This is a genomic window from Gammaproteobacteria bacterium, from assembly GCA_011682695.1.
Lineage (GTDB): Bacteria > Actinomycetota > Acidimicrobiia > Spongiisociales > UBA4744 > BMS3Bbin01.
This window is the reverse complement of sequence record JAACED010000010.1, coordinates 38,890-63,658: the sequence shown is the minus strand read 5'-3', so window position 1 is coordinate 63,658 and position 24,769 is coordinate 38,890. Positions and strand designations below refer to the sequence as shown.

At 63.4% G+C, this 24,769-nt stretch carries 21 protein-coding genes, 1 tRNA gene and 1 pseudogene; 19 read left to right on the top strand and 4 right to left on the bottom strand.

What is annotated here, in order from left to right; translation table 11 throughout:
* Positions 1 to 70: 70 nt before the first annotated feature.
* The 8 genes from GWP04_03180 (at position 71) to GWP04_03145 (ending at position 8,220) form a co-directional block, all read left to right on the top strand.
* Complete coding sequence (locus GWP04_03180) at positions 71 to 958, top strand: GTPase Era (GenBank protein NIA24552.1); 888 nt, start codon at positions 71 to 73, stop codon at positions 956 to 958.
* 113 nt (positions 959 to 1,071) lie between these two features.
* Positions 1,072 to 1,791, top strand: a complete 720-nt coding sequence (gene recO, locus GWP04_03175; GenBank protein NIA24551.1) for a DNA repair protein RecO — start codon at positions 1,072 to 1,074, stop codon at positions 1,789 to 1,791.
* Positions 1,784 to 2,512 carry a di-trans,poly-cis-decaprenylcistransferase gene (uppS, locus tag GWP04_03170; protein NIA24550.1) on the top strand — a complete coding sequence of 243 codons (729 nt, stop codon included), beginning with the start codon at positions 1,784 to 1,786 and terminating at the stop codon, positions 2,510 to 2,512. The genes recO and uppS overlap by 8 nt, the downstream gene beginning before the upstream one ends.
* Before the next feature lie 330 nt (positions 2,513 to 2,842).
* The gene (locus GWP04_03165) at positions 2,843 to 4,150 is read left to right on the top strand and encodes a glycine--tRNA ligase (GenBank protein NIA24549.1); all 1,308 of its coding nucleotides are present in this window, start codon (positions 2,843 to 2,845) and stop codon (positions 4,148 to 4,150) included.
* Between the two features lie 99 nt (positions 4,151 to 4,249).
* Positions 4,250 to 5,554, top strand: coding sequence for an extracellular solute-binding protein (locus GWP04_03160; protein ID NIA24548.1), 1,305 nt, complete (start codon positions 4,250 to 4,252; stop codon positions 5,552 to 5,554).
* A gap of 312 nt (positions 5,555 to 5,866) precedes the next feature.
* A complete protein-coding gene (locus tag GWP04_03155) occupies positions 5,867 to 6,769 on the top strand; it encodes an ABC transporter permease subunit (protein NIA24547.1) in 903 nt (300 codons plus the stop codon).
* Positions 6,766 to 7,692: an ABC transporter permease subunit gene (locus GWP04_03150; protein ID NIA24546.1), complete on the top strand. Its 927-nt coding sequence runs from the start codon at positions 6,766 to 6,768 to the stop codon at positions 7,690 to 7,692. Before GWP04_03155 ends, GWP04_03150 begins: the two co-directional genes overlap by 4 nt.
* 3 nt (positions 7,693 to 7,695) lie before the next feature.
* The gene (locus tag GWP04_03145) at positions 7,696 to 8,220 is read left to right on the top strand and encodes a hypothetical protein (protein NIA24545.1); all 525 of its coding nucleotides are present in this window, start codon (positions 7,696 to 7,698) and stop codon (positions 8,218 to 8,220) included.
* Here GWP04_03145 and GWP04_03140 read toward each other — a convergent pair.
* Positions 8,210 to 9,613, bottom strand: a complete 1,404-nt coding sequence (locus GWP04_03140) for a glycosyltransferase (GenBank protein NIA24544.1) — start codon at positions 9,611 to 9,613, stop codon at positions 8,210 to 8,212. The genes GWP04_03145 and GWP04_03140 overlap by 11 nt on opposite strands.
* Before the next feature lie 73 nt (positions 9,614 to 9,686).
* On the opposite strand from GWP04_03140, the gene GWP04_03135 reads away from it, so the two are divergent.
* Complete coding sequence (locus tag GWP04_03135) at positions 9,687 to 11,450, top strand: DNA primase (protein NIA24543.1); 1,764 nt, start codon at positions 9,687 to 9,689, stop codon at positions 11,448 to 11,450.
* Between the two features lie 213 nt (positions 11,451 to 11,663).
* Positions 11,664 to 12,584, top strand: coding sequence for an RNA polymerase sigma factor RpoD (gene rpoD, locus GWP04_03130; GenBank protein NIA24542.1), 921 nt, complete (start codon positions 11,664 to 11,666; stop codon positions 12,582 to 12,584).
* Between the two features lie 13 nt (positions 12,585 to 12,597).
* Here the strand turns inward: rpoD and GWP04_03125 are convergent, their stop codons facing one another.
* Complete coding sequence (locus GWP04_03125) at positions 12,598 to 12,810, bottom strand: hypothetical protein (GenBank protein NIA24541.1); 213 nt, start codon at positions 12,808 to 12,810, stop codon at positions 12,598 to 12,600.
* Positions 12,811 to 12,863: 53 nt separating this feature from the next.
* Here GWP04_03125 and GWP04_03120 point away from each other — a divergent pair.
* A tRNA-Asn gene (locus GWP04_03120) sits at positions 12,864 to 12,936 on the top strand.
* 411 nt (positions 12,937 to 13,347) lie between these two features.
* On the opposite strand, the gene mmsA is transcribed toward GWP04_03120, so the two are convergent.
* Both mmsA and GWP04_03110 read right to left on the bottom strand, forming a co-directional pair.
* Entirely contained in the window at positions 13,348 to 14,820 is a 1,473-nt protein-coding gene (gene mmsA / locus GWP04_03115) for a CoA-acylating methylmalonate-semialdehyde dehydrogenase (protein ID NIA24540.1), read from the bottom strand.
* Positions 14,821 to 14,882: 62 nt separating this feature from the next.
* Entirely contained in the window at positions 14,883 to 15,455 is a 573-nt protein-coding gene (locus tag GWP04_03110) for an amino acid synthesis family protein (GenBank protein ID NIA24539.1), read from the bottom strand.
* A gap of 153 nt (positions 15,456 to 15,608) precedes the next feature.
* Here GWP04_03110 and GWP04_03105 point away from each other — a divergent pair.
* The 8 genes and pseudogenes from GWP04_03105 (at position 15,609) to GWP04_03070 (ending at position 24,769) form a co-directional block, all read left to right on the top strand.
* Positions 15,609 to 17,221, top strand: a pseudogene (locus GWP04_03105) (amidohydrolase family protein).
* 3 nt (positions 17,222 to 17,224) lie between these two features.
* A complete protein-coding gene (locus tag GWP04_03100; protein NIA24538.1) occupies positions 17,225 to 17,986 on the top strand; it encodes an isochorismatase family protein in 762 nt (253 codons plus the stop codon).
* Between the two features lie 60 nt (positions 17,987 to 18,046).
* On the top strand, positions 18,047 to 19,240 hold the full coding sequence (locus GWP04_03095) for an amidohydrolase family protein (GenBank protein ID NIA24537.1): 1,194 nt from the start codon (positions 18,047 to 18,049) through the stop codon (positions 19,238 to 19,240).
* A gap of 25 nt (positions 19,241 to 19,265) precedes the next feature.
* Positions 19,266 to 19,874: a DUF1989 domain-containing protein gene (locus GWP04_03090; protein NIA24536.1), complete on the top strand. Its 609-nt coding sequence runs from the start codon at positions 19,266 to 19,268 to the stop codon at positions 19,872 to 19,874.
* Between the two features lie 4 nt (positions 19,875 to 19,878).
* Complete coding sequence (locus tag GWP04_03085; GenBank protein ID NIA24535.1) at positions 19,879 to 20,892, top strand: hypothetical protein; 1,014 nt, start codon at positions 19,879 to 19,881, stop codon at positions 20,890 to 20,892.
* Between the two features lie 135 nt (positions 20,893 to 21,027).
* Positions 21,028 to 22,122: a BMP family ABC transporter substrate-binding protein gene (locus GWP04_03080; protein ID NIA24534.1), complete on the top strand. Its 1,095-nt coding sequence runs from the start codon at positions 21,028 to 21,030 to the stop codon at positions 22,120 to 22,122.
* 23 nt (positions 22,123 to 22,145) lie between these two features.
* On the top strand, positions 22,146 to 23,675 hold the full coding sequence (locus GWP04_03075; GenBank protein ID NIA24533.1) for an ATP-binding cassette domain-containing protein: 1,530 nt from the start codon (positions 22,146 to 22,148) through the stop codon (positions 23,673 to 23,675).
* On the top strand, positions 23,672 to 24,769 hold the full coding sequence (locus GWP04_03070; GenBank protein NIA24532.1) for an ABC transporter permease: 1,098 nt from the start codon (positions 23,672 to 23,674) through the stop codon (positions 24,767 to 24,769). Before GWP04_03075 ends, GWP04_03070 begins: the two co-directional genes overlap by 4 nt.

The window sequence follows — 24,769 nt, the reverse complement described above, 5'->3', positions numbered from 1 at the left end:
TCCGCTTCGTCGTGGTCAGGGTGCAGGGGCGGAGGGTGATCCAGGTTCGGGTGACCCCTCTGGCGACCACGTGAGGTCGGGGTTCGTGGCGGTCGTCGGACGACCGAACGTGGGCAAATCGACGCTCGTCAATGCGCTGGTCGGGCACAAGGTGGTGATCACGTCTCCCCGTCCGCAGACGACCCGTAACGTGGTGCGCGGTGTCGTGACCGTGACCGAAGAGCCCGAGTTCCAGGCCGTTCTGGTCGATACTCCCGGCCTTCACAAGCCCCGCAACGCTCTGGGCGAACGACTCAACCGGCTTGTCTACGGAACTCTCGCCGAGGCAGACGCGGTCATCTTCCTCATCGACGCTACCGCTGCAGTCGGTCCTGGCGATCGTTTGATCGCGGAACGGCTCGCGGAAGCAGGGTCGCCCGTGATCGTCGTTGTCAACAAGATCGACGCTGCAAGGAGAGGGCAGATCCCCGAACGCCTGGCGGAGGCGGCGGCATGGGGGTTTGCCGCATACGTACCGGTGAGCGCGCTGCACGGGGAGGGTTTGGAGCCGATCCTGCGCGAGCTGGGCAAACTCCTTCCCGAAGGTCCCGCCTATTTCCCGGCGGATGCCGTCACCGATCAACCGGAGTCCTTCCTCGCGGGGGAGTTGATCAGAGAGAAGTTCCTTGCCCGCCTCCGAGACGAACTTCCTCATTCGCTCGTCGTCGACGTTCGTGAGATCGAGCAGCGTCCCGACGGTTCGGTGTACGTGGACGCCCTCATCATCGTCGAGCGCAATTCGCAGAAGGGCATCGTCATCGGCAAGGGTGGGCTTCTGCTTCGCGATGCGGGATCCGAGGCGCGCGGAGAGTTGGAGCGATTGTTTGGAGCGCGGGTCTATCTCGATCTGCGTGTCAGGGTGGAGAAGAACTGGCAACGCAAACCTCAGATGCTGGATCGACTCGGATTTGGAAAGTGATCAGTTGTCAGTTTTCAGTCGTCAGTAGTTGTCGCGCCGTCCTCTGTCGGGAACGCGTTGATGACTGATGACTGATGACCGGCAGGTCGCAGCTCGACCATTACCATCCCCCCATGGGTATTCGCAGTGACCAGGGGATCGTGCTCCGCAGCTTCCCGTTCGGAGAAGCGGACCGTGTCGTGGTCATCCTGAGCGCCAACAACGGCAAGCTCAGGACGGTCGCAAAGGGAATCCGCAAGACGAAGAGCCGATTCGGTGGCCGCCTCGAACCGTTTACCCACGTCGACCTGATCCTGTACGAGGGACGTAACTTGGACACGATCACCCAGGTTTCCGTGATCGAAGCATTCCCAAACGTCCGGATGGATCTGGATCGGGTGCTCGCAGCCGGCACGATGGTCGAGGTCGTCGACGCGGTGGCGACGGAGGAGGACCCTTCGCTTCGACTTTTCCTGTTGCTGCAGCGAGGTCTCAGGGCCTTGGATCGGCGCGGTGAGGGGGCCGATCTCGTGACCTCTTTCTTGTTGAAACTCACCGACGTCATCGGGTTCGCTCCGGCGCTCGATCATTGTGCCGGTTGTGGGAGAGCAGATGCTCCCCTTCGGTTCAGCCTTTCGGCAGGCGGGGCGGTGTGCACCTCGTGCCGGCCGAGTGGAACGATCCGGCTGCGGTCGGGCCTGACCGACTACCTGGCAGGCCTGGCCGCTTCAGATCTGGACAAGCTTCCCCCAGCGGACCCCGTCTTCTCCGGTGAAGCGCTCGGCATCACGAGGAGATTCCTCGAGCATCATCTGGAGCGGAGGTTGTCTTCCCTGGCGGTGATGCATGAGTGAGACGCACTTGGACCTGAATCGGATTCCAGCTCACGTTGGGCTCATTCTCGACGGCAACGGACGTTGGGCCGAGCAGCGAGGCCTCCCGCGTACCGCAGGGCATGCCGCGGGGGAAGCATCGCTGTTTGCCACCATCGAGTCGGCTCGAGAACTCGGGGTGGCGTGGCTCAGCGCCTACACGTTCTCGACGGAGAACTGGTCCCGGTCCGACGACGAGGTCGAGTTCCTCATGTTCTTCAACGAGGACCTCCTGTTGCGGCGGCGCGACGAGCTTGACGCACAGGGGATTCGCATCTATTTCGCCGGCGATATGGACGACCCTCGCATTCCCGCCCGCAACCGGGCCCGGATGATGGAGACCTCGGCGATGACGGCAGCGAATGATGGCATGCGTCTCGTGTTTGCGTTCAACTACGGCAGCAGGGCGGAGATCACCGAGGCAGCCAGACGTCTTGCCCTGCTTGCCCAGCGGGGTGAGTTGGATCCTGAGAGGATCGATGTGTCGACGTTCGCAGGGCAGCTCTACGTGCCGGAAATGCCGGATGTGGATCTCGTCATCAGAACTTCTGGAGAGATGCGTCTGTCGAACTTCTTGCTGTGGCAGGCAGCCTATGCCGAGTTCGTGTTTCCAGAAGTCCTCTGGCCCGATTTCTCCAGGGAACATCTGGTCGCGGCAATCGCCGAGTATCAGCGTCGCAAGCGGCGCTTCGGGAGCGTGTAGCCGGGCACGCTTCGCTCGCAGTATTTCGCATCTTGCACTTTGTACTTCGAGGACGCGCGGATAGGGCGTTCATCAGGCGAGGCGGACTCGCGACCATGTGCGGACAAAGATGCACATGTCCAGATCAGATACCCCAGCGCCTGGTCAGGCTTCCTGCCGCAGGCACTCTGCCCTATCCCTGTCCGTTGATCCTCTTTGTACCGTGACACGAGGTTCTGTTGCGGGCCGGCTGCCGCTTTGCCGCCAAGTCCAAATACGAAGTACGAAATACGAGGTACGGTCTCCTAGTATCTGTCCGTTCCCGCCACGACCAAGAGGACGCAGCCCATCATGCCCGCCACACTCGACACCATTGTCAACCTCGCAAAGCGGCGAGGCTTCGTGTTCCCTTCCTCGGAGATCTACGGTGGTCTGCGCTCCGCCTACGACTACGGCCCGCTGGGCGTCCAGGTGCTGCGAAACGTCGAGAACGAGTGGTGGCGCTCGATGGTGCAGCTGCGCGGGGACATCGTCGGGCTCGACTCGGCGATCCTTCAGGCACGCCAAGTCTGGGCTGCCTCGGGACATGAGGCTTCGTTCACCGACCCGCTGGTCGAATGTTCGAACTGTCAGACCCGCTACCGGTTGGACAAACTCGAAGACCAGGATGTGTGTCCGCAGTGCGGTCAACGGGGCACGTTCGGTGAGCCGCGTCAGTTCAACCTGATGTTCAAGACGTTCATGGGTCCGGTGGAGAGCGACGCCGGGCTCGTGTATCTGCGCCCGGAGACGGCGCAGGGAATCTTCATTAATTACGAGAACGTGCGCCGCACGGCACGAATGAAACTTCCGTTCGGCATTGCCCAGATCGGCAAGTCGTTCCGCAACGAGATCACCCCTGGGCAGTTCGTGTTTCGGACTCGCGAATTCGAGCAGATGGAGATGGAGTTCTTCTGCCGTCCCGAGGAGGCGGACGAGTGGTATCGGTACTGGTCTCGTGAGCGTCACCGCTGGTATCTGGAGCTTGGCATGTCCGAGGAGAACGTCCGCCTGCGGCCACACGGCCACGACGAGTTGGCGCACTATGCCGCCGCATGCTCGGACGTCGAGTACCGCTTCTCGTGGGGTTGGGACGAACTCGAGGGGATCGCCAACCGGACCGACTTCGACCTGCGCGCGCACACCGAGGCCAGCGGCCAGGACCTCAGCTACTTCGACGACGAGTCCGGGGAACGGTTCTTCCCCTACGTCATCGAGCCGGCGGCAGGTGCGACCAGGGCTGCGTTCGCGTTTCTGATGGACGCGTACCATGAGGAGGAGGTCCGTGGGGAGAAACGGGTGGTCTTGCGTCTGGACCCGAGGCTGGCTCCGTATCAGGTTGCGGTGCTGCCACTGTCCAAGAAGCCGCACCTCGTTGCGGAGGCCGAGAAGGTTGCCGACATGCTTCGTCCTCACTTCATGCTGGAACTCGACGTCACACAGTCGATCGGTCGTAGGTACCGGCGTCACGACGAGATCGGTACTCCGTACGCGATCACATTCGATTTCGACTCGCTCGAAGACCGTGCCGTCACGGTGCGCGATCGGGATACGATGCAACAAGACCGGGTTTCGGTCGATCAGTTGATCGGACATCTCCGGGACCGTCTCCGAGCCTGAGGAACTTTGGGGCATGCGGGAGGCACGGGGGGTACCTTGCCGTGTAGCATGAAATACCGACGACCCTCAAGGTCGTGAGTCGAGGGAAGGAAATGACTCATGAAAAGAGCTCGATGGTTGGTTGTGCTCGCAGTTATGGCCATGATTGCGGCTGCTTGTGGAGGCGGTGGAGGAACTGCAGAGAAGGCGAAGGTCAATGTCTTCGGGGCCTTCAGCGGCACCGAAGCGCAAGCAGTGCAGTCGGTGATCGATGACAAGATCAACAACGCCGACAAGGACTACGAGGCGACCTACGAGGGTTCCGATAGCTTCGAGGAGCAGATCAAGATTCGTGTCGAGGGTGGGAACCCACCCGATATCGCGCTGTACCCGCAGCCAGGCGCAGTGATCGAACAGGCGAAGGCCGGCAACGCGATCGCACTCGAAGACCTCGGGTTCGACATGGCGGCACTCGAGGCAACGTTCGGAAAGTATCTGTTGTCACTCGGTGAGTACAACGGGAAGCACTACGGACTTCCGACGAACACGAACCTCAAGAGCCTGGTTTGGTATACGGAGCCGGCATTTACCGACGCCGGGTACACGGTGCCGAAGACCTGGGACGAGATGATCGCTCTCAGTGACAAGATGGTCGCCGACGGCAACACGCCGTGGTGCATCGGCTTCGGCTCGGAAGCGGCGACCGGATGGCCGGGCACCGACTGGATCGAAGACATCATGCTCCGGACCGCAGGTGCGGACATGTATGACCAGTGGGTCAACCACCAGCTGCTCTTCGAGAGCCCAGAGGTCAAGCGGGCCTTCGAACTGCTCGGTGATGTGACGTTTACCCCCGGATACGTTCTGGGTGGCGCGGATCAGATCCCAGCGATCGACTTCCGTGATGCGCCGGACCCGATGTTCAATACCCCGCCGTCGTGCTTCATGCACCGGCAGGCATCGTTCATCACACAGTTCTTCGATGCGCAGGACGGGCGTACGCTCGTTGCCGGCACCGACTACGGCGTGTTTGCATTCCCGGACATTGACCCAGGCAAGAAGGGTGCGCTCATCGCCGGTGAACTCGGAGCGGTCTTCAATGACCGTCCGGAGGTGCGGGAGTTCCTCAACGACTTCATCTCAACGGACATCCAGTGCGCCCAGGGCGGCACGGACGCTGGACGCATCTCGCCGAACGTCAACGTCGGTCCTGACTGCTACAAAGACAGCATCACCGCCACGGCAGCCGGTGCGATCGTCGATGCGCTGAAGATTGAGGGCGCTCGATTTGACGCTTCCGATCTGATGCCGTCGGTCGTTGGAGCCGGCAGCTTCTGGACCGGAATGGTCGACTACATGCAGGGTGGGCCCAGCTCGCTCGATACAGTCCTCAAGGACATCGACGATTCTTGGCCGTCCTCGTAGGGCGAACGGGAATCAATAATACGGGAGGCGGCCGCATCGGCCGCCTCCCTTTCTGTATAGTCGGACAGAACGTCGGGAGGAACGTGGTTGAGTGTTGAGCTGAAACCTGAAGTGTCCGTCGCCGAACGGGCCGCGCGGTCGGTGTGGGTGGGCGTTCTCCGACTTGTTGCTTCCTTTGGCGTACCGATCGTTGCTTTCACCCTCCTATGGCTGACGTTTCGGTTCCTTCGCGACAGTGACGCCCCGAAGTTGGTCCTGGCACTCGTCGCGATTGTCGTGGGTGTGGGCGGGATCTTTGTGCTGTTCTGGGCGATGGACTTCGTCGTGAGCCAGTTGTCGGATCGGGTCCAGGAGCACGTGCGACCGTACGTGTTCGTCGGGCCGGCGCTAGTGATCCTTTCTGTCTACCTGGTGTATCCGGCGATCAACACGACGGTGCTGAGTTTCAAAGATGCCACGTCCACGTCGTTCGTGGGTCTGGACAACTACAAGTTCGTGTTCACCGACCCGGCGATGCTGCGGTCGATTCGCAACACCTTCGGGTGGGTCGTCGCCATTCCTCTGTTCACCGTCGGGGTAGGTCTCGGATTCGCCATGCTCGTCGACCGTCTCCAGCGGGGCGAAGCGGTGGCCAAGTCGCTGATCTTCCTGCCGATGGCCGTTTCATTCGTTGGCGCGTCGATCGTCTGGCGATTCGTGTACAGCTTTCGACCGGAAGGTTTCGGCAATCAGATCGGGCTGCTCAACGGCATCATGGTCAGCGCCGGCAAGCAGCCGGTTCCCTGGCTCCAGGAACAGCCATGGAACAACCTCCTGCTCATGGTGGTCATGGTGTGGCTCCAGACCGGCTTCGCCATGGTGATCCTCTCTGCTGCGATCAAAGCCGTTCCCGATGACATCCTCGAGGCCGCCCGCATCGACGGGGCGAGAGAGTTCCAGGTGTTCTGGCTGGTGATCGTTCCATCGATCATGTCGACGATCGTGGTGGTCACCACGACGATGGTCATCAATGCGATGAAGATCTTCGACATCATCTGGGTGATGACGAACGGTCAAAACGGTACGGAGGTGATCGCGGAGCGGATGCTTCGTTGGTTCTTCAAGTTCGGAGATAACGGCAAGGGAGCTGCGATCGCTGTCGTGCTCTTTGTGGCAGTGATGCCGATCATGGTGCTCAACGTGAGGAGATTCCGAGCAGAGGAGGCGATCCGATGACAACGGCAACGGTCCGCCTCGAAAGCCCGCCCGGGTTCTTCCGGCGGCTCTTCCAGGGCATGCCCAGCAAGTTGACGATCATCGTCATCTCTCTGCTGTGGGTAATTCCGAGCCTCGGGCTGCTCATCAGCTCGTTCCGCAACCCGAATCTGGTCCGAACGTCAGGATGGTGGACGGCCTTGCCTCACTTGTTCGACGGGGCCCAGTGGACCCTTGTGAACTACAAGGACGTCCTCGCCTCTGAGGGCTTTGGGAACGCTTTCCTGAACAGCCTTGCCGTGTCCATTCCAGCGACGGTGATTCCGATCACGATCGCCGCGTTCGCTGCATACTCGTTCGCTTGGATGGACTTCAAGGGACGCCAGTGGCTGTTCGTGGCGGTCGTCGGCCTGATGGTGGTTCCGCTGCAGATGACCCTGATCCCGATTCTCAGCCTGTACTCACGCGGTGGGCACTTCATGGGGGTGACGATCTTTCCGAACCTGCACCTGACCGGAACCTATATGGCGGTGTGGCTCGCCCATACCGGCTTCGGGCTTCCGCTCGCGGTCTATCTGTTGCGGAACTACATCGGCTCGTTGCCGTCTTCGACGATCGAGTCGGCCAAGATCGACGGAGCGAGCCACTTCACGATCTTCTGGCGGCTGGTCATTCCGCTCTCGGTGCCTGCCTTGGCGTCGTTCACGATCTTCCAGTTCCTCTGGGTGTGGAACGATTTCCTGGTGGCCCTCGTCTTCTTGGGTGGCACTCACGACGTGCGGGTGGTCACCCAGGCGCTGGCCGAATTGAACGGCACCCGCGGGGAAGCCTGGCATTTGCTGACTTCGGGCGCATTCATCACGATGGTCCTCCCACTGGCGGTGTTCTTCTCACTCCAGCGGTACTTCGTTCGTGGCCTGACTGCCGGCTCGGTCAAAGGCTGATCGTTGGCCGACGAGTCGATCACAGCTCGGCGCACGTGGTTGGCGCTGACGCTCGCGACGGTGATCGCCGCCGGAAGCTCGATTGCCGTCCTGCTCGCGTTCCTCTCCGGCAAGATCGACGGCCAAATACAGCCAGGCGGACTGCTGGCGCTTGGCTTGGCAGCCGTCCCCTTTGCATTCCTCGTATTGGCGTTCGGCTCGAAACATCCAAGTCCGGCGGCGGCAACGGTCGTCGCGATGCTGCTGTCGATCGTGGTTGCCGTTCCGGTGCTGGCCGTGGCCCGTGATGTGGTCACCGGAATGGTGGCCGGGTACGGGGCGGGGGCCGTCATCGCGCTGCGGTTTGATCCAGAGCGGCACTCGCGTCTCGGGCGTTGGATCTCCGTCGGAGTCGTGACGGCCTACGTGTTCGTACTCTTGAGAACTGTCACCGAGGCGGGTTTGGTCGCGGGGCCACTCCTTCCGCTGTTCGCCGTCGGCGTGGCGGACCTGTTCTCCGAGCGGAAGCGCAGGATCGTCAGCTCCTGAGAGAGCACCACGCCGGAATGGGCTCCGTGGGATGGGACGGATGCGTGAGGGCCCGCCGAATCGCGGCGACGTACCCCTGCGCCGTGCGGTCCCACGTGTACCGCTCGAGCACGCGACGCCGGCCTGCTTCGGCAAAGTGATGCCATTGATCGAGTGCCCTGAGGAGGCCGTCGGCGACGTCGTCGGGATCGGACGGGTCGACCAAGATCCCATACTCCCCATGTTCGTCGTGAAAAACTTCGGTGGGGCCCCCGTTACGAGTCACCACGGCAGGGAGGCCGGTCGAAGCAGCCTCGAGGGGCGCGAGTCCGAACGGCTCGTACAGCGCTGTGAGAGCAAAGACGGATGTTCGGGCGGCGAAGAACCGGTACGCGTCGGCGAGAAAGCGTTGGCCGCTGATGGCGAAACCCGAGAGGATTCCGCCCAGGCCGTAGGAGGCGATCGCATCGCGCAAATCGGCGAGGACGAGCTTCTCGGCCGGCGAGGCGGAACCGTCGTCACGCAGCGGATCTCTGATCGCCCCCGTGATGAGCACCAGATTCGCACGAGATCGCAGCTCCTGATTGTGGCCGAAAGCATCGATGAGGACGCGATGATTCTTCTTCGGATCGAGCCTGCTCGACGACACCACGGCAGGGAGTCCGATCCGAGAGGCTTCCAGATCTCTTTCCAGGAAAGCACGAATCTGTCGAGAGGTAGTTTCGTCGGCGACCCCCGGGGAGAACACAGATTGGTCTACCCCTGGCGGTACGACGGCGAAACGCCGGTCGTCGCTCGGGTCGATGGCCTCTTCGTAGGCGGGATGACCGTATTGGACAGATCGTTCTTGGTTCGTCGACGTGATCACGATGCCGGCGTGGTTCATGGCGACGCGTTCGGCCTCGAGGCGTCGCTCGAAGTGATAGTGGGCTTCGTCGATGGATTCCCCGGCGGCGAGGAGGCCGTCGCGCTTCTGTGCGCCGAGCGAATGTGCCGTGAACGTGTACGGAATCCCGGTTCTCGATCGGACGAGTGCGGCGCTGATTCCGCCGTCGCCATAGTGCGCCGTGAATACGTCGGGGAGATCCGCTCCATAGAAGGCGAGGATGTTGGGCACCCAGTCCGAGCCGAGCAGAGGCCAGAGGTCCTCCTTGCACACGAACCGGTCGTTCGGTCCTGCGTGGAGTCGCACGATTCGGGCGCCATCGGGGTAGGCGTCCTGCTCGGCTTCGAAGCCGGGCCACCGGGGATCGACGATGCGTCGAGTGAGGATGTCGACGTCATGCCCTTGTGCAGTGAGTGCGTTCGCCACCTGTTTGACGTACACCAACTGGCCACCGAAGTCGGGGTGCTGGGTCCAGTATCGATCCTGAGGATCGAAATTCCCTTGTGGGTTGATGAAAGCAATATGCATACGGGTGATTGTACGGAGTCGAGGGCGTTCGTCGCCGTTCCCGCCGGCACGGTACCGGTTTACACTCGCCGTGATGGCCTTTCAGCGTACCGACATCGAGCGTGTCAGATCTGCAGTCAATATCGTGGATCTGCTTGAAGCCGTTACCACCGTCAAGAGAACGGGCCGCAGCTACAAGGCCATCTGTCCGTTCCACCAGGAGAAGACGCCATCATTGTCCATCGACATCGCTCAAGGTCTTTACCATTGTTTTGGCTGCGGCGCCGGCGGAGACATCTTTCGGTTCGTGCAGGAAACACAGGGTCTCGATTTCAGTGAGGCAGTCGAGTACCTGGCTGCACAGGCGGGTATCACACTGCATCGTGATCCACAGGCCGCCCGTCGAAAGGGGGAGAGGGAGGCCCTGGTCGAAGCAGTTCGGCTTGCCGTTTCGTTCTACAACGAGCGTCTGCGTAGCGGTGTCGACGCAGGCCATGCGCGTGCCTACCTTCGCGGTCGCGGGTATGACGGTGACGTGATCGATCGGTTCCAGATCGGCTATGCGCCGGAGCAGTGGAGCGCTCTCATCGATCACCTGCGCGAGCACAAGGTGTCGGAGAAGATGATGGTGGGCGCAGGCCTCGCAGCCCGGACCAGCCAGGGACGGCTGAGGGACTGGTTTCGGAACCGGGTGATGTTCCCGATCTTTGATCTTCGCGGTGATCCGGTCGGATTCGGAGCCCGCCTTCTCGAAGGCACAGGACCCAAGTACCTGAACAGCCCTGAGACCCGGATCTATCAGAAGGCGAGGCTGCTCTACGGCCTCAACTGGGCGAAGGGGGACATCAGCCGTTCCGGGTTCTCGGTGGTCGTCGAGGGATACACCGATGTGATCGGCATGCATCAGGCCGGTATCTCTCAGGCCGTGGCAACGTGTGGCACCGCGCTTGGCGAGGATCACTTCGACGTGTTGCGCCGCTTTGCCGACCGTGTGGTTCTCGCGTTCGATGCCGATCAGGCGGGAGCCGGAGCAGCGATCCGCGGAAACGAGCTGCGCACTCCCGTGCAGCTGGATCTCGACGTGCGCGTCGCGGTCATGCCCGAGGGAGAAGATCCCGCCGACATGGTGCAAGGCGGGCGAGTCGACGAGCTGCGGGAGGCGATCGAGCAGTCCCAGCCTCTGCTGCAGTTTCGGATCGAACGGGAACTGCTCGAGTACAACTTGGACGAACCGGAAGCACGGGCACGGGCGATCCGATCGATCGTGGGCCTGCTCGCCCGACAGCCCGACTCGCTCGTGCGTCGCGAGTACGCCCGTTTTCTTGCCAGGAAGGTTGGCTCCGAGTTCGCGCCGGTTCTCTCCGCCGTTGAGAAGGCATACGGTGGTGGACGGAGCGAACCGGTGACGGAGCGCCCGCCCGCTCGCCGGTCTGGAATCGAAAAGGCGGAGCGTCAACTTCTTCGAGCTCTTGCAGTCAACGATCCGGGACTCGAAGGACTCGAGATCGACCGGGACCTCTTCGATGGGGAGGATCATCGCGAAGCGTACGATCTGCTCCAAAGCGCGCTGGCCGGGCTACCTCCCGGCATGCGCCCCGAATTGGGCAGTGTGGTCGGCGAACGAAACGATCGGATCGGCCAGATGATTCGATCATTGATCGTCGACGAGCAGCCGCTGGAGGATCCCGCGGCGCTCGTCCGAAGGCTGGAGATTGCCCGGATCGACGTTCAGGTGACGGAGATTCGCCGCCGGCTGGAGCAGATTGATCCGGGATCGGAGCCACAGGCCCATTCCACGTTGTTCGGTGAGTTGATAGGTTTGGAGCGTAGGAAGCGCGAGATGGGAAAGAGGAACTAGTTGGAATCCTTCCATGACCTGATCGAGATCCTTGTCCAACGTGCCCGCCAGCGTGGGTTCGTGACCGTGGGTGAGATTCAGCAGGAACTCGAAGACCTGAAGGCGCCTGTCGAAGCATTTGACTATGTGTCTGATCGGCTGAGGAACCGAGATGTACGCATCGAGGAGGACAGCGAGGATGTTCTGGACATTCGCGTCGTCGAGGATGACCTGATGGCGGTCTCCGATCCCGTGCGAATGTATCTGAGGGAGATCGGGCGGGTTGCGTTACTCACCCCGCAGCAGGAGGTCGAACTGGCAATGCTGCTCGAGGCGGGGCGACGTGCCGCAGAGCAGCTCGAGAGCGAGAGTTTGTCGCTCAGCACCGAAGATCGTGCGATTCTCGAGCGGGACCGACGCCGAGGTGATTCCGCTCAGCAGCGGCTCGTGGAGGCGAACCTCCGGCTGGTGGTGTCCATCGCCAAGCGGTACGTGGGACGCGGCATGCCGCTGCTGGACTTGATCCAGGAAGGGAATCTCGGCCTCATGCGTGCAGTGGAGAAATTCGACTATCGCAAGGGCTTCAAGTTCTCGACGTATGCAACTTGGTGGATCCGACAGTCGGTGACGCGGGCTCTTGCCGACCAGGGGCGCACAATCAGAGTGCCGGTGCACATGGTGGAGACGATCAACAAGCTCGCGTACGCGCAACGGCGTCTCTTGCAGGAACTCGGCCGAGAGCCGACGATTGCAGAGATTGCAGCCGAACTCGAGGTGGACCCGGACAGAGTTTCTGAGCTTCGTCGCATCGCTCAGGATCCCGTGTCACTCGAGACGCCGCTCGGGGAGGAGGACGATTCCACCCTGGGTGATTTTGTACAGGATCCCGAAGCCGACGTTCCGGTCGAGGCGGCGGCCTTCAAGCTGCTTCAGGAGTACGTCGCACACGCTCTCGAAGAGCTCAACGAGCGGGAACGACAGGTCATCGTGATGCGGTTCGGACTCGAGGACGGGCGAGTGCGTACGCTCGAAGAGGTCGGGAAGCACTTCAGCGTGACCAGGGAGCGGATTCGCCAGCTCGAAACGAAAGCCTTGGCGAAACTGCGGCATCCGGCCCGGTCGAAGCGGCTCGAAGGATTCCTCGGCGACGACTGAGCCGGGGGATCGGTCAGGTCTCGACGCGATCCCGGATCAGTTGTGATGCCGTTGCCATTCCCTCGCCAACAGTCTCTTTCACCTTGTCGGTCGCGCTCTGAACACCCTCGATTTCGGTCAGCCCGCGGAACGCTTTGACGATCTGTTCGTAGCGTTCCTTGCCGGCCTTGGCGCCGAGAATGTATCCGAGGGCGAAACCGAGCGCCAAGCCAAGTCGAAACCTCATCGTTGCTCCCTTCGTACGGGACCCAATTCTACGGTGGTACCATCCCTCTCCGATCCGGGGTAGCTCAATCGGCAGAGCAACGGACTGTTAATCCGCAGGTTGTGAGTTCGAGTCTCACCCCCGGAGCTTGCGAAACCCCTGCTCAGCGGGGGTTTCAGCCGTTCTGGGGTAGGTCGACGACTCCGCCTGGGACGAATCAGGGTCCCGCGACTTGACAGGGTCCCGCGATTTGACAGGTCTCGCGAGGCGGTCCATCGCATCCATTCCGCTCTCCTCATCGACGTGCATCCGTGTCGCAGGTCGTGAGGAACGATCTCGACGAGGTCGTTGCCGGCCTGCTCGCCGGCACGATCCCAAACCGCCTTTCACGTGTTTGGGCACCGGAGCGGCCGTCTACGCGGAGCCGGGACGACCTTCGACGGATTTGCCCATCAGGGCGACTCGCTCCGGACGCAAGATCCGGCGCACATCGACACAGGGGCCTGCTCCCCCCGAGGAATCGGGAGCAGGCCGTGGGTTCCTGCCTGCGGGACAGGGTCAGGCCCAGCGTTCGGCGACGATCTTGCGGTCGGTGAAGAACAGGTAGGACTCGCCCCGACCGTGCACGGCTCCATACCCGGATTCCTTGAGGCCGCCGAGCGTCGCCCACGCCTGGGTCGCCGGCACGCCGACGTTGATGCCGATGTTGCCGACCGGCACCCGTGACTCGAACGACCGGGCCGCCGGGCCACTCGTGGTGAAGAGCATCGCCGAGTGTCCGAAGCGGCTGCGCTCGATCAGCGTGATCGCCTCGTCGAGGCTGTCCACGGCGCTGATCGCCGCGACCGGGCCGAACACCTCATCCTGGGCGATCTTCATGTCGGGGGTGACACCGTCGAGAATCGTCGGACCCACGAAGGCGCCGTTCTGCCAGTCCGGAACGTCAGGATTGCGTCCATCGAGCAGAGGAGCGGCACCTTCGGCGACGGCAGTGTCGATCATGCCGTTGATCCGGTCGCGATCGCGATGTGTCACGACGGGGCCCAGGTTCACGGTCTCGTCGAGCCCGTACCCCAGCTTCCACTGCGACGCCGCCTCCACGAATCGATCGCGGAGCGGCTCGTAGATCTCGCCCACGGGCACGAGCACCGATCCAGCAAGACAGCGCTGACCCCCTGCTCCGAAGAACGAGGCCAGCGCAGCGTTCACCACGGTGTCGAGATCGGCGTCGGGCATGACCACGAAGTGGTTCTTGGCCTCGGTCGCCGCCTGTCCCCGCTTTCCCAGCGACGCCGCCTTCGCGTAGAGGGCCGCGCCGACCCGGGTGGATCCGACGAAGGAGAAGCCCTCGGTGTCGGGATGCTCCATGAGGGCATTCACCACGTTTGCTCCTCCGTGGACCAGGTTGATCACACCCGGAGGGAAACCGCACTGGTCGATCAACTCGAAGATGCGTGCCTGGGTGATCGGAACCCGCGACGATGGCTTGTTGATGTACGTGCAGCCGGCTGCCACGGCATACGGCAGGTACTCGAGGGGGACCATCGCCGGGAAGTTGAACGACGGGACCATGAAGAACACGCCACGAGGGATGTAGGTGACCCTGAGATTGAGATCCGGGCCGATGTTCTCCTGGTGGTAGCCCCTGGTAGTCGTCGGGATCGCGCAGGCGGCTTCGATCTCTTCGATGGCCCGCAGCATTTCGGCGCGGGCGTCCTTGATGGTCTTGCCCATCTCCTGGACCAGGGAGCGCGCCAGATCCTCCTTGTGCTCCTCGAGCAGGCACTTGAGGTGGAAGAACGGGCGAGTCCGCTTGACTACCGAGGTGTGCTTCCACTCCTGGAAGGCTTCCTTTGCGATCGCCACGGCCTCGGCGACCTCCTTCGGGGTCGAGTCCGGCACACGGGCGATGACGTTCCCCGTCGCGGGGTTGACCACGTCCCGGAGAGAGCCTGTGGACTCCTTCCACTCCCCGCCGACGTAGTTCTTGAGCGTGCCGTACTCCGCTTGTGGCTCCGGTAGCAGCGTCATCTTGTCTGTCCTCCTTCTCCCCGCAGCGGCGGGTGGTGTGTCGTCCTCGGAAACTCGTGTCGCTAGTGGAGGCCGTCCTCGCCGATCATGTCTTCGAGTAACAGGCCCCCGAGTCGAAAGTTGGGCCGACCCCGGTTCACGCCTGCGATGATGACGACCACCTCGTCGGGCTCGGGGGCATCGGGGACGCTCACGGTCATCGTGTCGTAGAACGAGCGGACCTTCAGAGCATCCTTGTGGGCGAGAGGCACATCGATGATCGTCCCGAGGGCGCCCCGCTTGCCGGTCGACGAGATCCAGGCCCTGCCGCCGCCGACGGCTTCCCGGAAGCGATTGGCCATCGGGGTGGTCAGGAAGGCGTGGCCGTGCTCGACCTCGCCTTTCATACCGACGATGCTCGCCTTGCCATAACCATTGACCTGCTCACCCATCGCCTCGACGAGACGGTTGGCGAGGAGATCGCCGAGGCCGACGCTGAAGTCGATGATCTCGCCGAGGTCCTCGGAGAACCGTCCGGCGTAGGGGTTCTCGATGACGGCGGCGACGGCCACCTTGCGGTACAGCGGGTCGACAGGAATGCCCGCCTCTGTGAGGCCGTCCTCTATGAAAGTGGCGATCTTGCGGATGCTCGGCATCGGATGAGTCCTCTCGTGTGCGTGTGGTCCGCCTGCGGTGTGGGGCCCGGCCGAGTTCCGGTTGTCGCCGCCCCGGCACCGATGGTAGGCTGTCTCTCTGTAAGAGACAACCCTAGTGCCTGATGATGTGTCAGGCCAGGAGAGGAGGACTTCATGGTGGGCGAGCCTCTCGATCTGAAGGTCGTGAATGGGACCGTCGTCCTCGGTGACGGTCGGTATCGTGTCGGAGTCGGAGTCAAGGACGGCAAAGTTGCGCTGCTGGCTCCCGACGAGTTGCTCCCGAACGCCAAGGAGACCATCGACGCCAGGGGGCACTACATCCTCCCGGGTATCGTCGACTCCGAGGCCCACCCGGGCTGCTATGTGCCGTTCGAGTACGACATGACCAGCGAGTCACGCGCCGCGGCCTGCGCCGGGGTCACCACGTGGGGCATCCAGGCGCCCGTCACCCGACTCGGCACCAAGCCCTTCAAGGAGGTCGTCGCCAAAGCGGACGTTGGTTCGTTCAACGAGTCGTTCCCCGCCGGCAAGGAAGTCGTCGAGACGGTCAGCCATGTCGACGCGTACTTCACCTACATGCTCGAAACAGATCAACACGCGGACGAGATCCCCCAGTACGCGGAGGAACACGGCGTCACCTCGTACAAACTGTACCTCCAGACCCGCAGCATGAAGGGTACGTCCGATGACGTCGACACCAACTGGCCGAGCCGCAGGGCAGGCCTCGGCGCCGGCATCGACGATGGCACCGTCTACCGCGTCATGGAAGAGGTCGGACACCTCGGTTATCCGGGGATTGTTCACATCCACCCGGAGAACTGGGAGATCGGCCGCATCTTCGAGGACCGCCTTCTCGAGGCCGGCCGCACCGACTTCGGGGCTTGGACCGATCGCTCGCCCGACTTCCTCGAGGCGCAGCACGTCAGGGCTTACGCCTATCTCGCAGCTCAGACTCCCGGCAACGTGCCGCTCTACCTGCAGCACTGCACCACCCGACTCAGCTTCGAGGAGGTCCTCAAGGCCCGCGCCGAAGGTCTGCAGCTGTACGCCCAGACCGGTCCGGCCTGGCTGTGGGCGGAGCCGGAGTACGGCTGGCGGATCAACGTGCCACTACGGCGCCGCGACAACATCGAGGCACTGTGGGAGGCCCTCGCCGAAGGCATCGTCGACGTGGTGGGGTCCGACCATGTGGTCGGCTGGGAGCCGGCATCACGCGCGAGGAGATGTACAACGAGAACATCTGGAAGCTGCGCACCGGCTTCAGCCGGGTGGAGCTGTTCCTGCCGGTGATGCTGTCCGAAGGCGTCAACAAACACCGTTGCAGCCTGGAACGTGTCGTTCAAGTGTCATGCGAGAACCCGGCCAAGACGTCCGGCCTGTGGGGCAAAAAGGGCTCGCTCATGCCTGGCTTCGATGCCGACATGGTGATCATCGATCTTGGGCGTGAGGTCGAGGTCAACAAGAAGCACATCAACACGAGGGCCGGCTGGTCGCTCATGGAAGGCCACACCTTCACGGGATGGCCCATCAAGACGATCATGCGCGGCAAGGTAACGGCGGAGTGGGCGGACGACTCGCCGGGCATGCGTCCGGTGGGTGATCCCCGAGGGCAGTACTTGCCCCGCACGCTGCGCAGTGCAGGTCCGCCGGCCCAGCTCACCAGCCCGGTGCGCCTGGCGCCGACGGATCGCTGGCTGAGCGATGACTTTGTCAAGCCCGGTTTCAGTCCTGAGACCACCAAGTACACCGGGCCCATCGGAGGCTGATCCATGGCGATCTGGGACGACGTGATCACCGATACCGACCGGGCCGTGTTTGCGGCTGCCGGGTGGGGCAAGCGTGCCGGCTACGGCAAGCGGCCCGCGGTGATGGTGATCGACGTGAACTACAACTTCTCCGGCGATCGTGAAGAGCCGATCCTCGACTCGATCAAGCGGTGGCGCTACTCGTGTGGCGGTGTCGCCTGGTCGCGAGGCATCCCGGCGATCCGGTCGATCCTCGATGCGGCACGCCGTAAGCGGCTTCCCGTGATCTACACCACGAACCCTCGCCGCCAGGACGGGTTCGACCTGGGCGTGTGGACGCTGAAGAGTTACCGGGCCGAGGACGAGGTCGACGTCATGGGTCACAAGGGCAATGACATCGTCGCCGAAGTGGCCCCGCTGCCGGACGACCTGTTCATCGAGAAGCGCAAGCCGTCCGCATTCTTTGGCACCACGCTGATGAGCCATCTCAACCAGATGGGTGCCGACTCGCTCATCCTCACCGGGAGTACCACGAGCGGGTGCGTGCGGGCGACTGCGGTCGATGCCCTCTCATACGATCTGCGGGTGACCATCCCGCACGAGGCCGTGTTCGACCGGGGCGAGGTATCTCACAAGATCGCTCTGTTCGATCTCCACATGAAGTACGTGGATGTCACGGACGTTGCCGACGTGCTCGAGTACCTCGAGGGTCTCGAGGAGGGATTGTTCGACGAGACATATCCGCCGGCAGCGAAGGCGGCAAGACAGGCAAGACAGGAGGAATAGCACCGCGACAGCTCGGAACGGCTGCGTGTGTCGAGGTGCTACCACGAGCGAGGAGGCGACATGTCCGAGCCGAAGACCACAGCTGTCGTCAACATCGGGACACTGCTCACCGGTGATCTCACCGCGCCCATCGCCGAGGCGGAGTCACTGCTCATCGATGACGGTCTGATTGCGACCATCGGCGGTGTCTCCATGGGTGATGCCGAGCGGGTGATCGACGTCCACGGCGCCACCGTGGGTCCCGGCTTCATCGACTCCCATTGTCACGTGGTGATGGGCGACTTCACGCCACGGCAGAACACGATCGGGTTCCTGTCGTCATACGTTCACGGCGGTATCTGCCAGGCAATCTCACCCGGTGAGATCCACACACCCGGGCGGCCGCGGGACCGCGTCGGTGTCAAGGCACTGGCGGTGGCAGCTGCGCACTGGTGGGACACTTATCGGCCCAACGGCATGAAGGTGCACGGTGGGGCGGTGATCATCGAACCGGTGCTCACCGACGAGGATTTCCTCGAGATTGCATCCCAGGGCGTATGGCTCGCCAAGTTCGGATTCGGCAACTACCAGGACCCCGCAGACGGGTTGCCTCAGGTCAAGGCCGCACAGGCGGCGGGTATCAAGGTGATGTGCCACTCCGGTGGGGCGTCGATCCCCGGGTCGAAACCGATCACCGTCGATCACCTGCTGTTGCTCCGGCCCGACGTGTGCGGGCACATCAACGGTGGGCCGACGTCGCTCGACGACGAGGGCTTGCTCACGCTCGTCAACGAGACCGATCTCGTTCTCCAATTCGTTCAGGCCGGCAATCTGCGCAGTGCCATCCATATCACCAAGGCTGTCCGAGAGGCCGGTGCGGAGCATCGGGTCATCATCGGCTCGGACACACCGACCGGCACGGGGGTCATTCCGCTGGCGATCATCAAGACGATGGCCGAGCTGTGCTCGCTGGCCGGGGTGGAGCCCGGACTCGCGTGGGCGTGGGCGTCGGGGAACACTACCGACGTCTATGACCTGGAGTCGGGCAAGGTCGAGGTCGGTCGGCCGGCCGATCTGGTGGTGTGCGACGCGCCGTGGGGTTCCCTTGCCGATGATGCGTGCAGCGCTCTGACGCGAGGTGACATCCCGGGCATCAGTGCCGTGATCATCGACGGCATCGTCCGGGCGCTGCGGAGCCGCAACACGCCGGCCGCTTCCAGGTCGGTCACAGTCACCCCAGAGATTCCCGAGCCGCCCGGTTCAGGTCACGTGTGAACGAGATACAACGAGAGGAGCAGCGATGAGTACGACTGTAGAGGAGGTCCTCGTCCCCTCACGCGAGGGTCGGGGCGTCTATGTCAAAAAGGGCCAGTTGCTCGACATCGTCGACGTTGTGGGCCACCAGGTAGGCGACATCGTCGCCTGGTATCGCAAGGATCCTTCCGAGTACATGTCGCCGACGCACACCGTGTCCTGCAACCAGTCGGTGGTGCTGAAGACCGGGTCGCAGGTCTTCTCCAATCATCGCAACCCGGTGTTCACCATTGTGCGGGACGATGTCGAGAGGCACGACATCATCGTGCCGTGTTGTGATCGCGAACGATATCTCAACGACTACGGCCTCCCCGACCACGCACATTGCCTCGGCAACCTGGAGCAGGCCAGGGACCTTCTCGGGGAGGACTACGAGCTGCATGGCGAGACGGCCTGGAACGTGTTCATGCACAACCGTGTCCAACCGGACGGCTCGGTAGTCACCGACCCTGCCGCCCACGAGGCGGGGGCGACGATCACGCTGAAGGCTCACGAAGACCTCGTGGTGCTCCTGTCGGCCTGCCCCCAGGACCTCACCCCCTGCAACAACTTCAACCCGACGCCGATGCTGCTGCGCGTCATCGACGAGGGCTGATCCAATGAGTGTCCTCCCGGCCGATCGCCTCGCGGATTCACGGCGGAAGATCCGTTCTCCGTTCGAACTCGATCCCACTTTGTGCATCTACTCTCCCCAGGCGAACCTGGACGCGCTCGAGCACCCAAGGGTGAAGGCGTGGCTTCAATTCCTCGTGCACGAGTGGGAGCCGCCGCAGGTAGGCGGCCGCCGGCTGGCGCTCATCGTGCCGTGCACCAAGTACAAGCCGTACAACACCAGCCGGGAGCACCGTGCCATCAACGGGGCGCTGCTGGCTGCGGGGTGGGAGCCAGAGGGCGGTTTTGCAGTGCCACTTCCATTGCGCGATGTACTCGACCCGGATGAGGATCCTGCGCTGCTGCACATCGGACCGTTGCGCAAGGGGGACACGGTGCTCGACCGCATTGTCATGTCCGAGCCCCTGGCGATGGTGCCCTATCCCTACATCTACGAGTGGCGTGGCGAGCAGAGTCCGGCGACCAGCTACGACGACCCGGGTTTGTTCGAAGCGCGAGGCACATCGGTGTCGCCGGAGCGGAACGACTGCACGGCCGTCGATCTCGGAAACGGGAAGTGGCGATGGGGTCCGAACGAGCGCGCCGCCTACGTGGAGATGCACAACCGACTCGTCGACATCATCGCTGCCACATTGCGGCGGGTGGGCGCCCGCTACGCCGCCATCGGCGCATGGGTGTCACCCGGGCTCACACACCGCTCGTTTCTGGCCGATGCGGCGCTGAGGAAGGCCGAAGGGCTTCCACTGACACGCAGTGGGCCGGAAGGGCCGGTGGCGCTGCGCGGTGTGCTCGATCAGTTGCCGGGCGCCGTCACGATCATGCCGACGGCGGAGCAACTCGACCAGGCCAAGGCGGTGCTGGCGAAGCGGCTCGCCCGCGAGGGCAGGTCGGCCACACCGGGTGCGGTCCGCGCGGTATACGCGCGGGGTGACGGCAACGACACCCCGCTGGGGTTGCCGGAGGCGCTGGATCACCTGACGGCCTGGTTGGAAGGGAGGTGACGGCTGAGGCCCACCCGCCGGAGGGGCGGAGGTGCTGATGAAGAGGAGTGAGGAGAAAGACGGGCCACCCATGGCCTGATCCTGATATAGGTGTGCCGCCGATCGGTGGCCGATCGCACGAGAGGAAGCCAACTCATGACACGACGATGGATACACTTGCTCGGATTACTGGTGGCGATGGCCCTGGTGGCCGCAGCCTGTGGTGGGGGCGACGCGGCGACGACCACTGCTGCGCAGCCGACCACCACGGCGCAGCCGACCACCACTGCACAGTCGTCCGCCGGCACCCAGGAAACCACGACGACCGAGGCGGCGGTGGAGCCGCTCAAGGTGGCTCTGGTCCTGCCGGGCTCGGCGAATGACAAGGGCTTCAACCAGCTGGCGTTCGAGGCTCTGGCACAGCTCGAGGAAGAGTTCGGAATCGAGACCGCCTACACGGAGATGACCCCGGTACCGGAGTTCGTGAAGGCTTTCGAGGACTACGCCTCGGCCGGATACGACATCGTGATCGGGCAGGGTTTCGAGTTCGGTGACGTGGCCGCGGAGGTTGCTCCACAGTTCCCGGACACGATCTTCCTGGTGACCAACAACCCCAACCTGTCCGGTCCCAACATGCAGGGCCTGCAGCCGGCGTCGCACGAGGCCGCCTACCTGGCGGGCATCGTTGCGGCGATGGTGACCAAGACCGGTCAGATCGGCGGGATCGCCGGCTTTGAGTTCCCGGTCATCGTTGCGCAGATGGAAGCATTCCGTCTCGGGGCCCAGTCCGTGACCCCGGATATCGCTGTGACGATCACCTATCTGGGGACCTTCGACGATGTGGAGAAGGGCAAGGAGACCGCCCGGGCGATGATCTCGGGTGGTGTCGACGTGCTGTATCAGATCGCCGACGCCGCCGGCATCGGGGTCATCCAGGCAGCGCGGGAAGAGGGCGTCTACGCTATCGGCTGGGGTGGCGATCAGTACGACGTGGCACCGGAGGCGGTCGTCACTTCTCAGATCGTCGATCAGCGCGCACTCATTGTCGAGGCGGTAGGAGACATCGTGAAGGGCAACTTCTCCGGTGAGCAGCGCTTCTTTGAGCTGGACTCTCCGGTACTCGGCCTGGCGCCGATCAGGGTCGTCGACGACGCCTTGGCCGCCCAGATCGAGGCGAAGGTCTCCGACGTGACCGCAGAGATCCTGTCGGGCACCCTCCAGGTGCCGTTCATCCCGGAGCCGCAGAGCTGAGCGGTCTTGACGCACAGCGGGCTGTGGAGCCGCCGGAGGGTGCGATACCCTCCGGCGGCACCGACCTGCTCCGGCTGAAAGAGATCAGGAAGCGGTATGCGACGACCGTCGCTCTGAGTGGTGCGTCGTTGTCGGTCCGACCCGGGGAGATCCACGCACTCCTCGGCGAGAACGGAGCGGGCAAGACCACGTTGATGAGCGTTCTCGACGGGATCACCCGTCCGAATTCCGGTGAGATCTTCTGGCGCGGTGGGCGCGTCGAGATCGCTTCACCGCAGGCGGCCGCTGCATTGGGCATCGGCATGGTTCATCAGCACGATCGGCTCGTCCCGGCGCTCACCGTCGCCGAGAACTTCGCGCTCGCCTTGGGTGGGCGGTTCCGGCTCGACATGGACTCCGTGCGGGGCACAGTCAAGGAGGTCGAGCGTCGGTTCGGTGGGAACGTAGATCCGGACGCGATCGTCGCCGGTCTCTCCGTGGGTCAGCGGCAGTGGGTAAGCCTGCTGCGAGTACTGGCCCAGGACGTGACGCTGCTGGTCCTCGACGAGCCTACTGCGACGCTGACGCCATTGGAGCGCGATGTCCTCTTTGATGCCCTCCGGGAATACCGGGCCTTGGGGCTGAGCGTCATCTTCATCACACACAAGCTGGACGAGGTTTTTGCGGTGAGTGATCGGGTGACGGTTCTGCGGAACGGACATGAAGTTGCGACTCTTGACACCGCCGCCACCGATCGCCAGGAGCTGGTTATCCACATGGTGGGACGGCGGATCGAGACGGGCTTCGACCCACCTCCTACGACTGTGGGGAGGCCGCTGCTGAGGATCGAAGGTCTGCACATCTCCGGTGAGCGTCGTTCCGTGCAGGACGTCGGACTCAAGGTGCGGGCCGGCGAGATCGTGGGTATCGCAGGCGTGGACGGCAACGGCCAGCGGGAGCTCATCGAGGTGATCTGTGGGATCCGTGAGGCCGACAAGGGAGAGATCTGGTTCGACGACGGTTCGAGATGCTGGCATCACGGGTTGTCGGCATCCATCGCACGCATTCCCGAGGATCGACATCGTCACGGTTTGGCTCGCGGCCTCGCGCTCTGGGAGAACCTGCACCTGGGGCGCTGGCGCCAGCGCGGCCTGGTGCATCAAGGCTTGATCGATCGCCAGAAGGCACATCGTATGTGTGCCGCACTCCTCGAGCGTTTCGACGTGCGGGCCGCCGGACCGGACCAGTTGGCCGGCGAGCTGTCGGGAGGCAATCAGCAGAAGGCCGTCCTGGCCCGCGAACTCGGCGATCAGCCCGAGCTGGTCATTGCCATGAACCCGTGCCGGGGCCTCGACATCTCAGCGGCCAGGTTCGTGCTCGAGCAACTCCTCGCCGTCCGAGGTCGGGGAGGGGGAGTGCTGTTCGTGTCATATGATCTCGACGAGATTCTGTCGGTGGCGGACCGGATCCTGGTGATGTCGTCGGGCCGGATAGCGGGCGAGGTACTTCCGGGTGACGGGGCCGCCGAGCGCATCGGCCTGCTCATGAGCGGCGAGAAGTTGGATCAGTCATGACCACGCGCCGCTTCACCGTCGCGAGCCTCCTTGCTTCCGAGCGAGTGATCAGCATTGCGGTCGTCGCCCTCGGCGTCGGCCTCTCCATCGCGTTCCTCGCGGTGAGCGGCGTCGACCTGAGCGAGGCACTGCCCGCGCTTGCCAAGGGGGCCGCAGGGGACGCGCGGGCATTCGAGGAGACCCTTCGTCAGTCCATTCCCCTCATGTTCATCGGCCTCGGTGTAGCCGTTGGCCTCAGGGCAGGTCTCTTCAACATCGGGGGAGAGGGCCAGCTGTACGTCGCGGCCCTCGCCGCCATCGTGATTTCACAGGCAGTCCCGATCGGCATTCCGTTCTTCGCGGTCATGATGATCCTCGTCGTGGGGGTGGCTGCCGGTGTGGTGTGGGGCGGGTCCGCAGGGTGGATGAAATCGCGCCTGGGCATGAACGAGGTCATCACCACGATCCTTCTCAACGAGATCGGCATCCTGCTCGCCGGATGGGCCATCCACGGGCCACTGCGCGACCGGGCAGGCGGCGGGTACCCCTGGTCGAAGGCAATCGGGGTCCAGTTCCGCCTCCCGGTCCTCGAGATCGGACCGTTGTCGATCCCGTTCGGCATCGTGCTCGCGGGTGTTTTCGCCGTTGGGGTGTACGTGCTCCTCGAGCGATCCCGCTTCGGGCTGCAACTCCGGACGTTGGGGGACAACCCGGATGTCGCCGAGTACTCGGGAATGTCGGTGCGCCGTCTCACCGTCCTGGCGATGGTGATCGCCGGTGGCCTCTCGGGTCTCGCCGGCGTCGTGGAACTCGCCGGAACGCAACACCGACTCAGCGACTTCTTCTCGCCCGGGTACGGGTTCACCGCCATCGCCGTGGCACTGGTCGGAAACGCGCGATCCGGTGGTGTGGTTGCAGCGGCTCTCCTGTTCGGAGGCCTGCGCGCCGGCGCGTCCTCCATGGAGCGGATCGCCCAGGTTCCGGCTGCCACCAGCCTGATCGCCCAGGCGATCATCATCCTCCTGCTCGTCATCGCCAGATCAGAGCGGCTGGCTCTGTGGATGAGGCAGCGCAGAAGCGTCGGCGAATTGCTCGCCGGCGGTGGGGAGGAGTGA

What these genes read in the sequence shown, in the direction of transcription:
- GWP04_03080 (NIA24534.1), top strand. Translation starts at nt 21,028, where the DNA reads ATGACACGACGATGGATACACTTGCTCGGATTACTGGTGGCGATGGCC.
- GWP04_03125 (NIA24541.1), bottom strand. Translation starts at nt 12,810, where the DNA reads ATGAGGTTTCGACTTGGCTTGGCGCTCGGTTTCGCCCTCGGATACATT.
- GWP04_03160 (NIA24548.1), top strand. Translation starts at nt 4,250, where the DNA reads ATGAAAAGAGCTCGATGGTTGGTTGTGCTCGCAGTTATGGCCATGATT.
- GWP04_03085 (NIA24535.1), top strand. Translation starts at nt 19,879, where the DNA reads ATGAGTGTCCTCCCGGCCGATCGCCTCGCGGATTCACGGCGGAAGATC.
- GWP04_03155 (NIA24547.1), top strand. Translation starts at nt 5,867, where the DNA reads ATGGACTTCGTCGTGAGCCAGTTGTCGGATCGGGTCCAGGAGCACGTG.
- GWP04_03135 (NIA24543.1), top strand. Translation starts at nt 9,687, where the DNA reads ATGGCCTTTCAGCGTACCGACATCGAGCGTGTCAGATCTGCAGTCAAT.
- rpoD (NIA24542.1), top strand. Translation starts at nt 11,664, where the DNA reads ATGGCGGTCTCCGATCCCGTGCGAATGTATCTGAGGGAGATCGGGCGG.
- mmsA (NIA24540.1), bottom strand. Translation starts at nt 14,820, where the DNA reads ATGACGCTGCTACCGGAGCCACAAGCGGAGTACGGCACGCTCAAGAAC.
- GWP04_03150 (NIA24546.1), top strand. Translation starts at nt 6,766, where the DNA reads ATGACAACGGCAACGGTCCGCCTCGAAAGCCCGCCCGGGTTCTTCCGG.
- uppS (NIA24550.1), top strand. Translation starts at nt 1,784, where the DNA reads ATGAGTGAGACGCACTTGGACCTGAATCGGATTCCAGCTCACGTTGGG.
- GWP04_03070 (NIA24532.1), top strand. Translation starts at nt 23,672, where the DNA reads ATGACCACGCGCCGCTTCACCGTCGCGAGCCTCCTTGCTTCCGAGCGA.
- GWP04_03165 (NIA24549.1), top strand. Translation starts at nt 2,843, where the DNA reads ATGCCCGCCACACTCGACACCATTGTCAACCTCGCAAAGCGGCGAGGC.
- recO (NIA24551.1), top strand. Translation starts at nt 1,072, where the DNA reads ATGGGTATTCGCAGTGACCAGGGGATCGTGCTCCGCAGCTTCCCGTTC.
- GWP04_03110 (NIA24539.1), bottom strand. Translation starts at nt 15,455, where the DNA reads ATGCCGAGCATCCGCAAGATCGCCACTTTCATAGAGGACGGCCTCACA.
- GWP04_03100 (NIA24538.1), top strand. Translation starts at nt 17,225, where the DNA reads ATGGCGATCTGGGACGACGTGATCACCGATACCGACCGGGCCGTGTTT.
- GWP04_03095 (NIA24537.1), top strand. Translation starts at nt 18,047, where the DNA reads ATGTCCGAGCCGAAGACCACAGCTGTCGTCAACATCGGGACACTGCTC.
- GWP04_03140 (NIA24544.1), bottom strand. Translation starts at nt 9,613, where the DNA reads ATGCATATTGCTTTCATCAACCCACAAGGGAATTTCGATCCTCAGGAT.
- GWP04_03090 (NIA24536.1), top strand. Translation starts at nt 19,266, where the DNA reads ATGAGTACGACTGTAGAGGAGGTCCTCGTCCCCTCACGCGAGGGTCGG.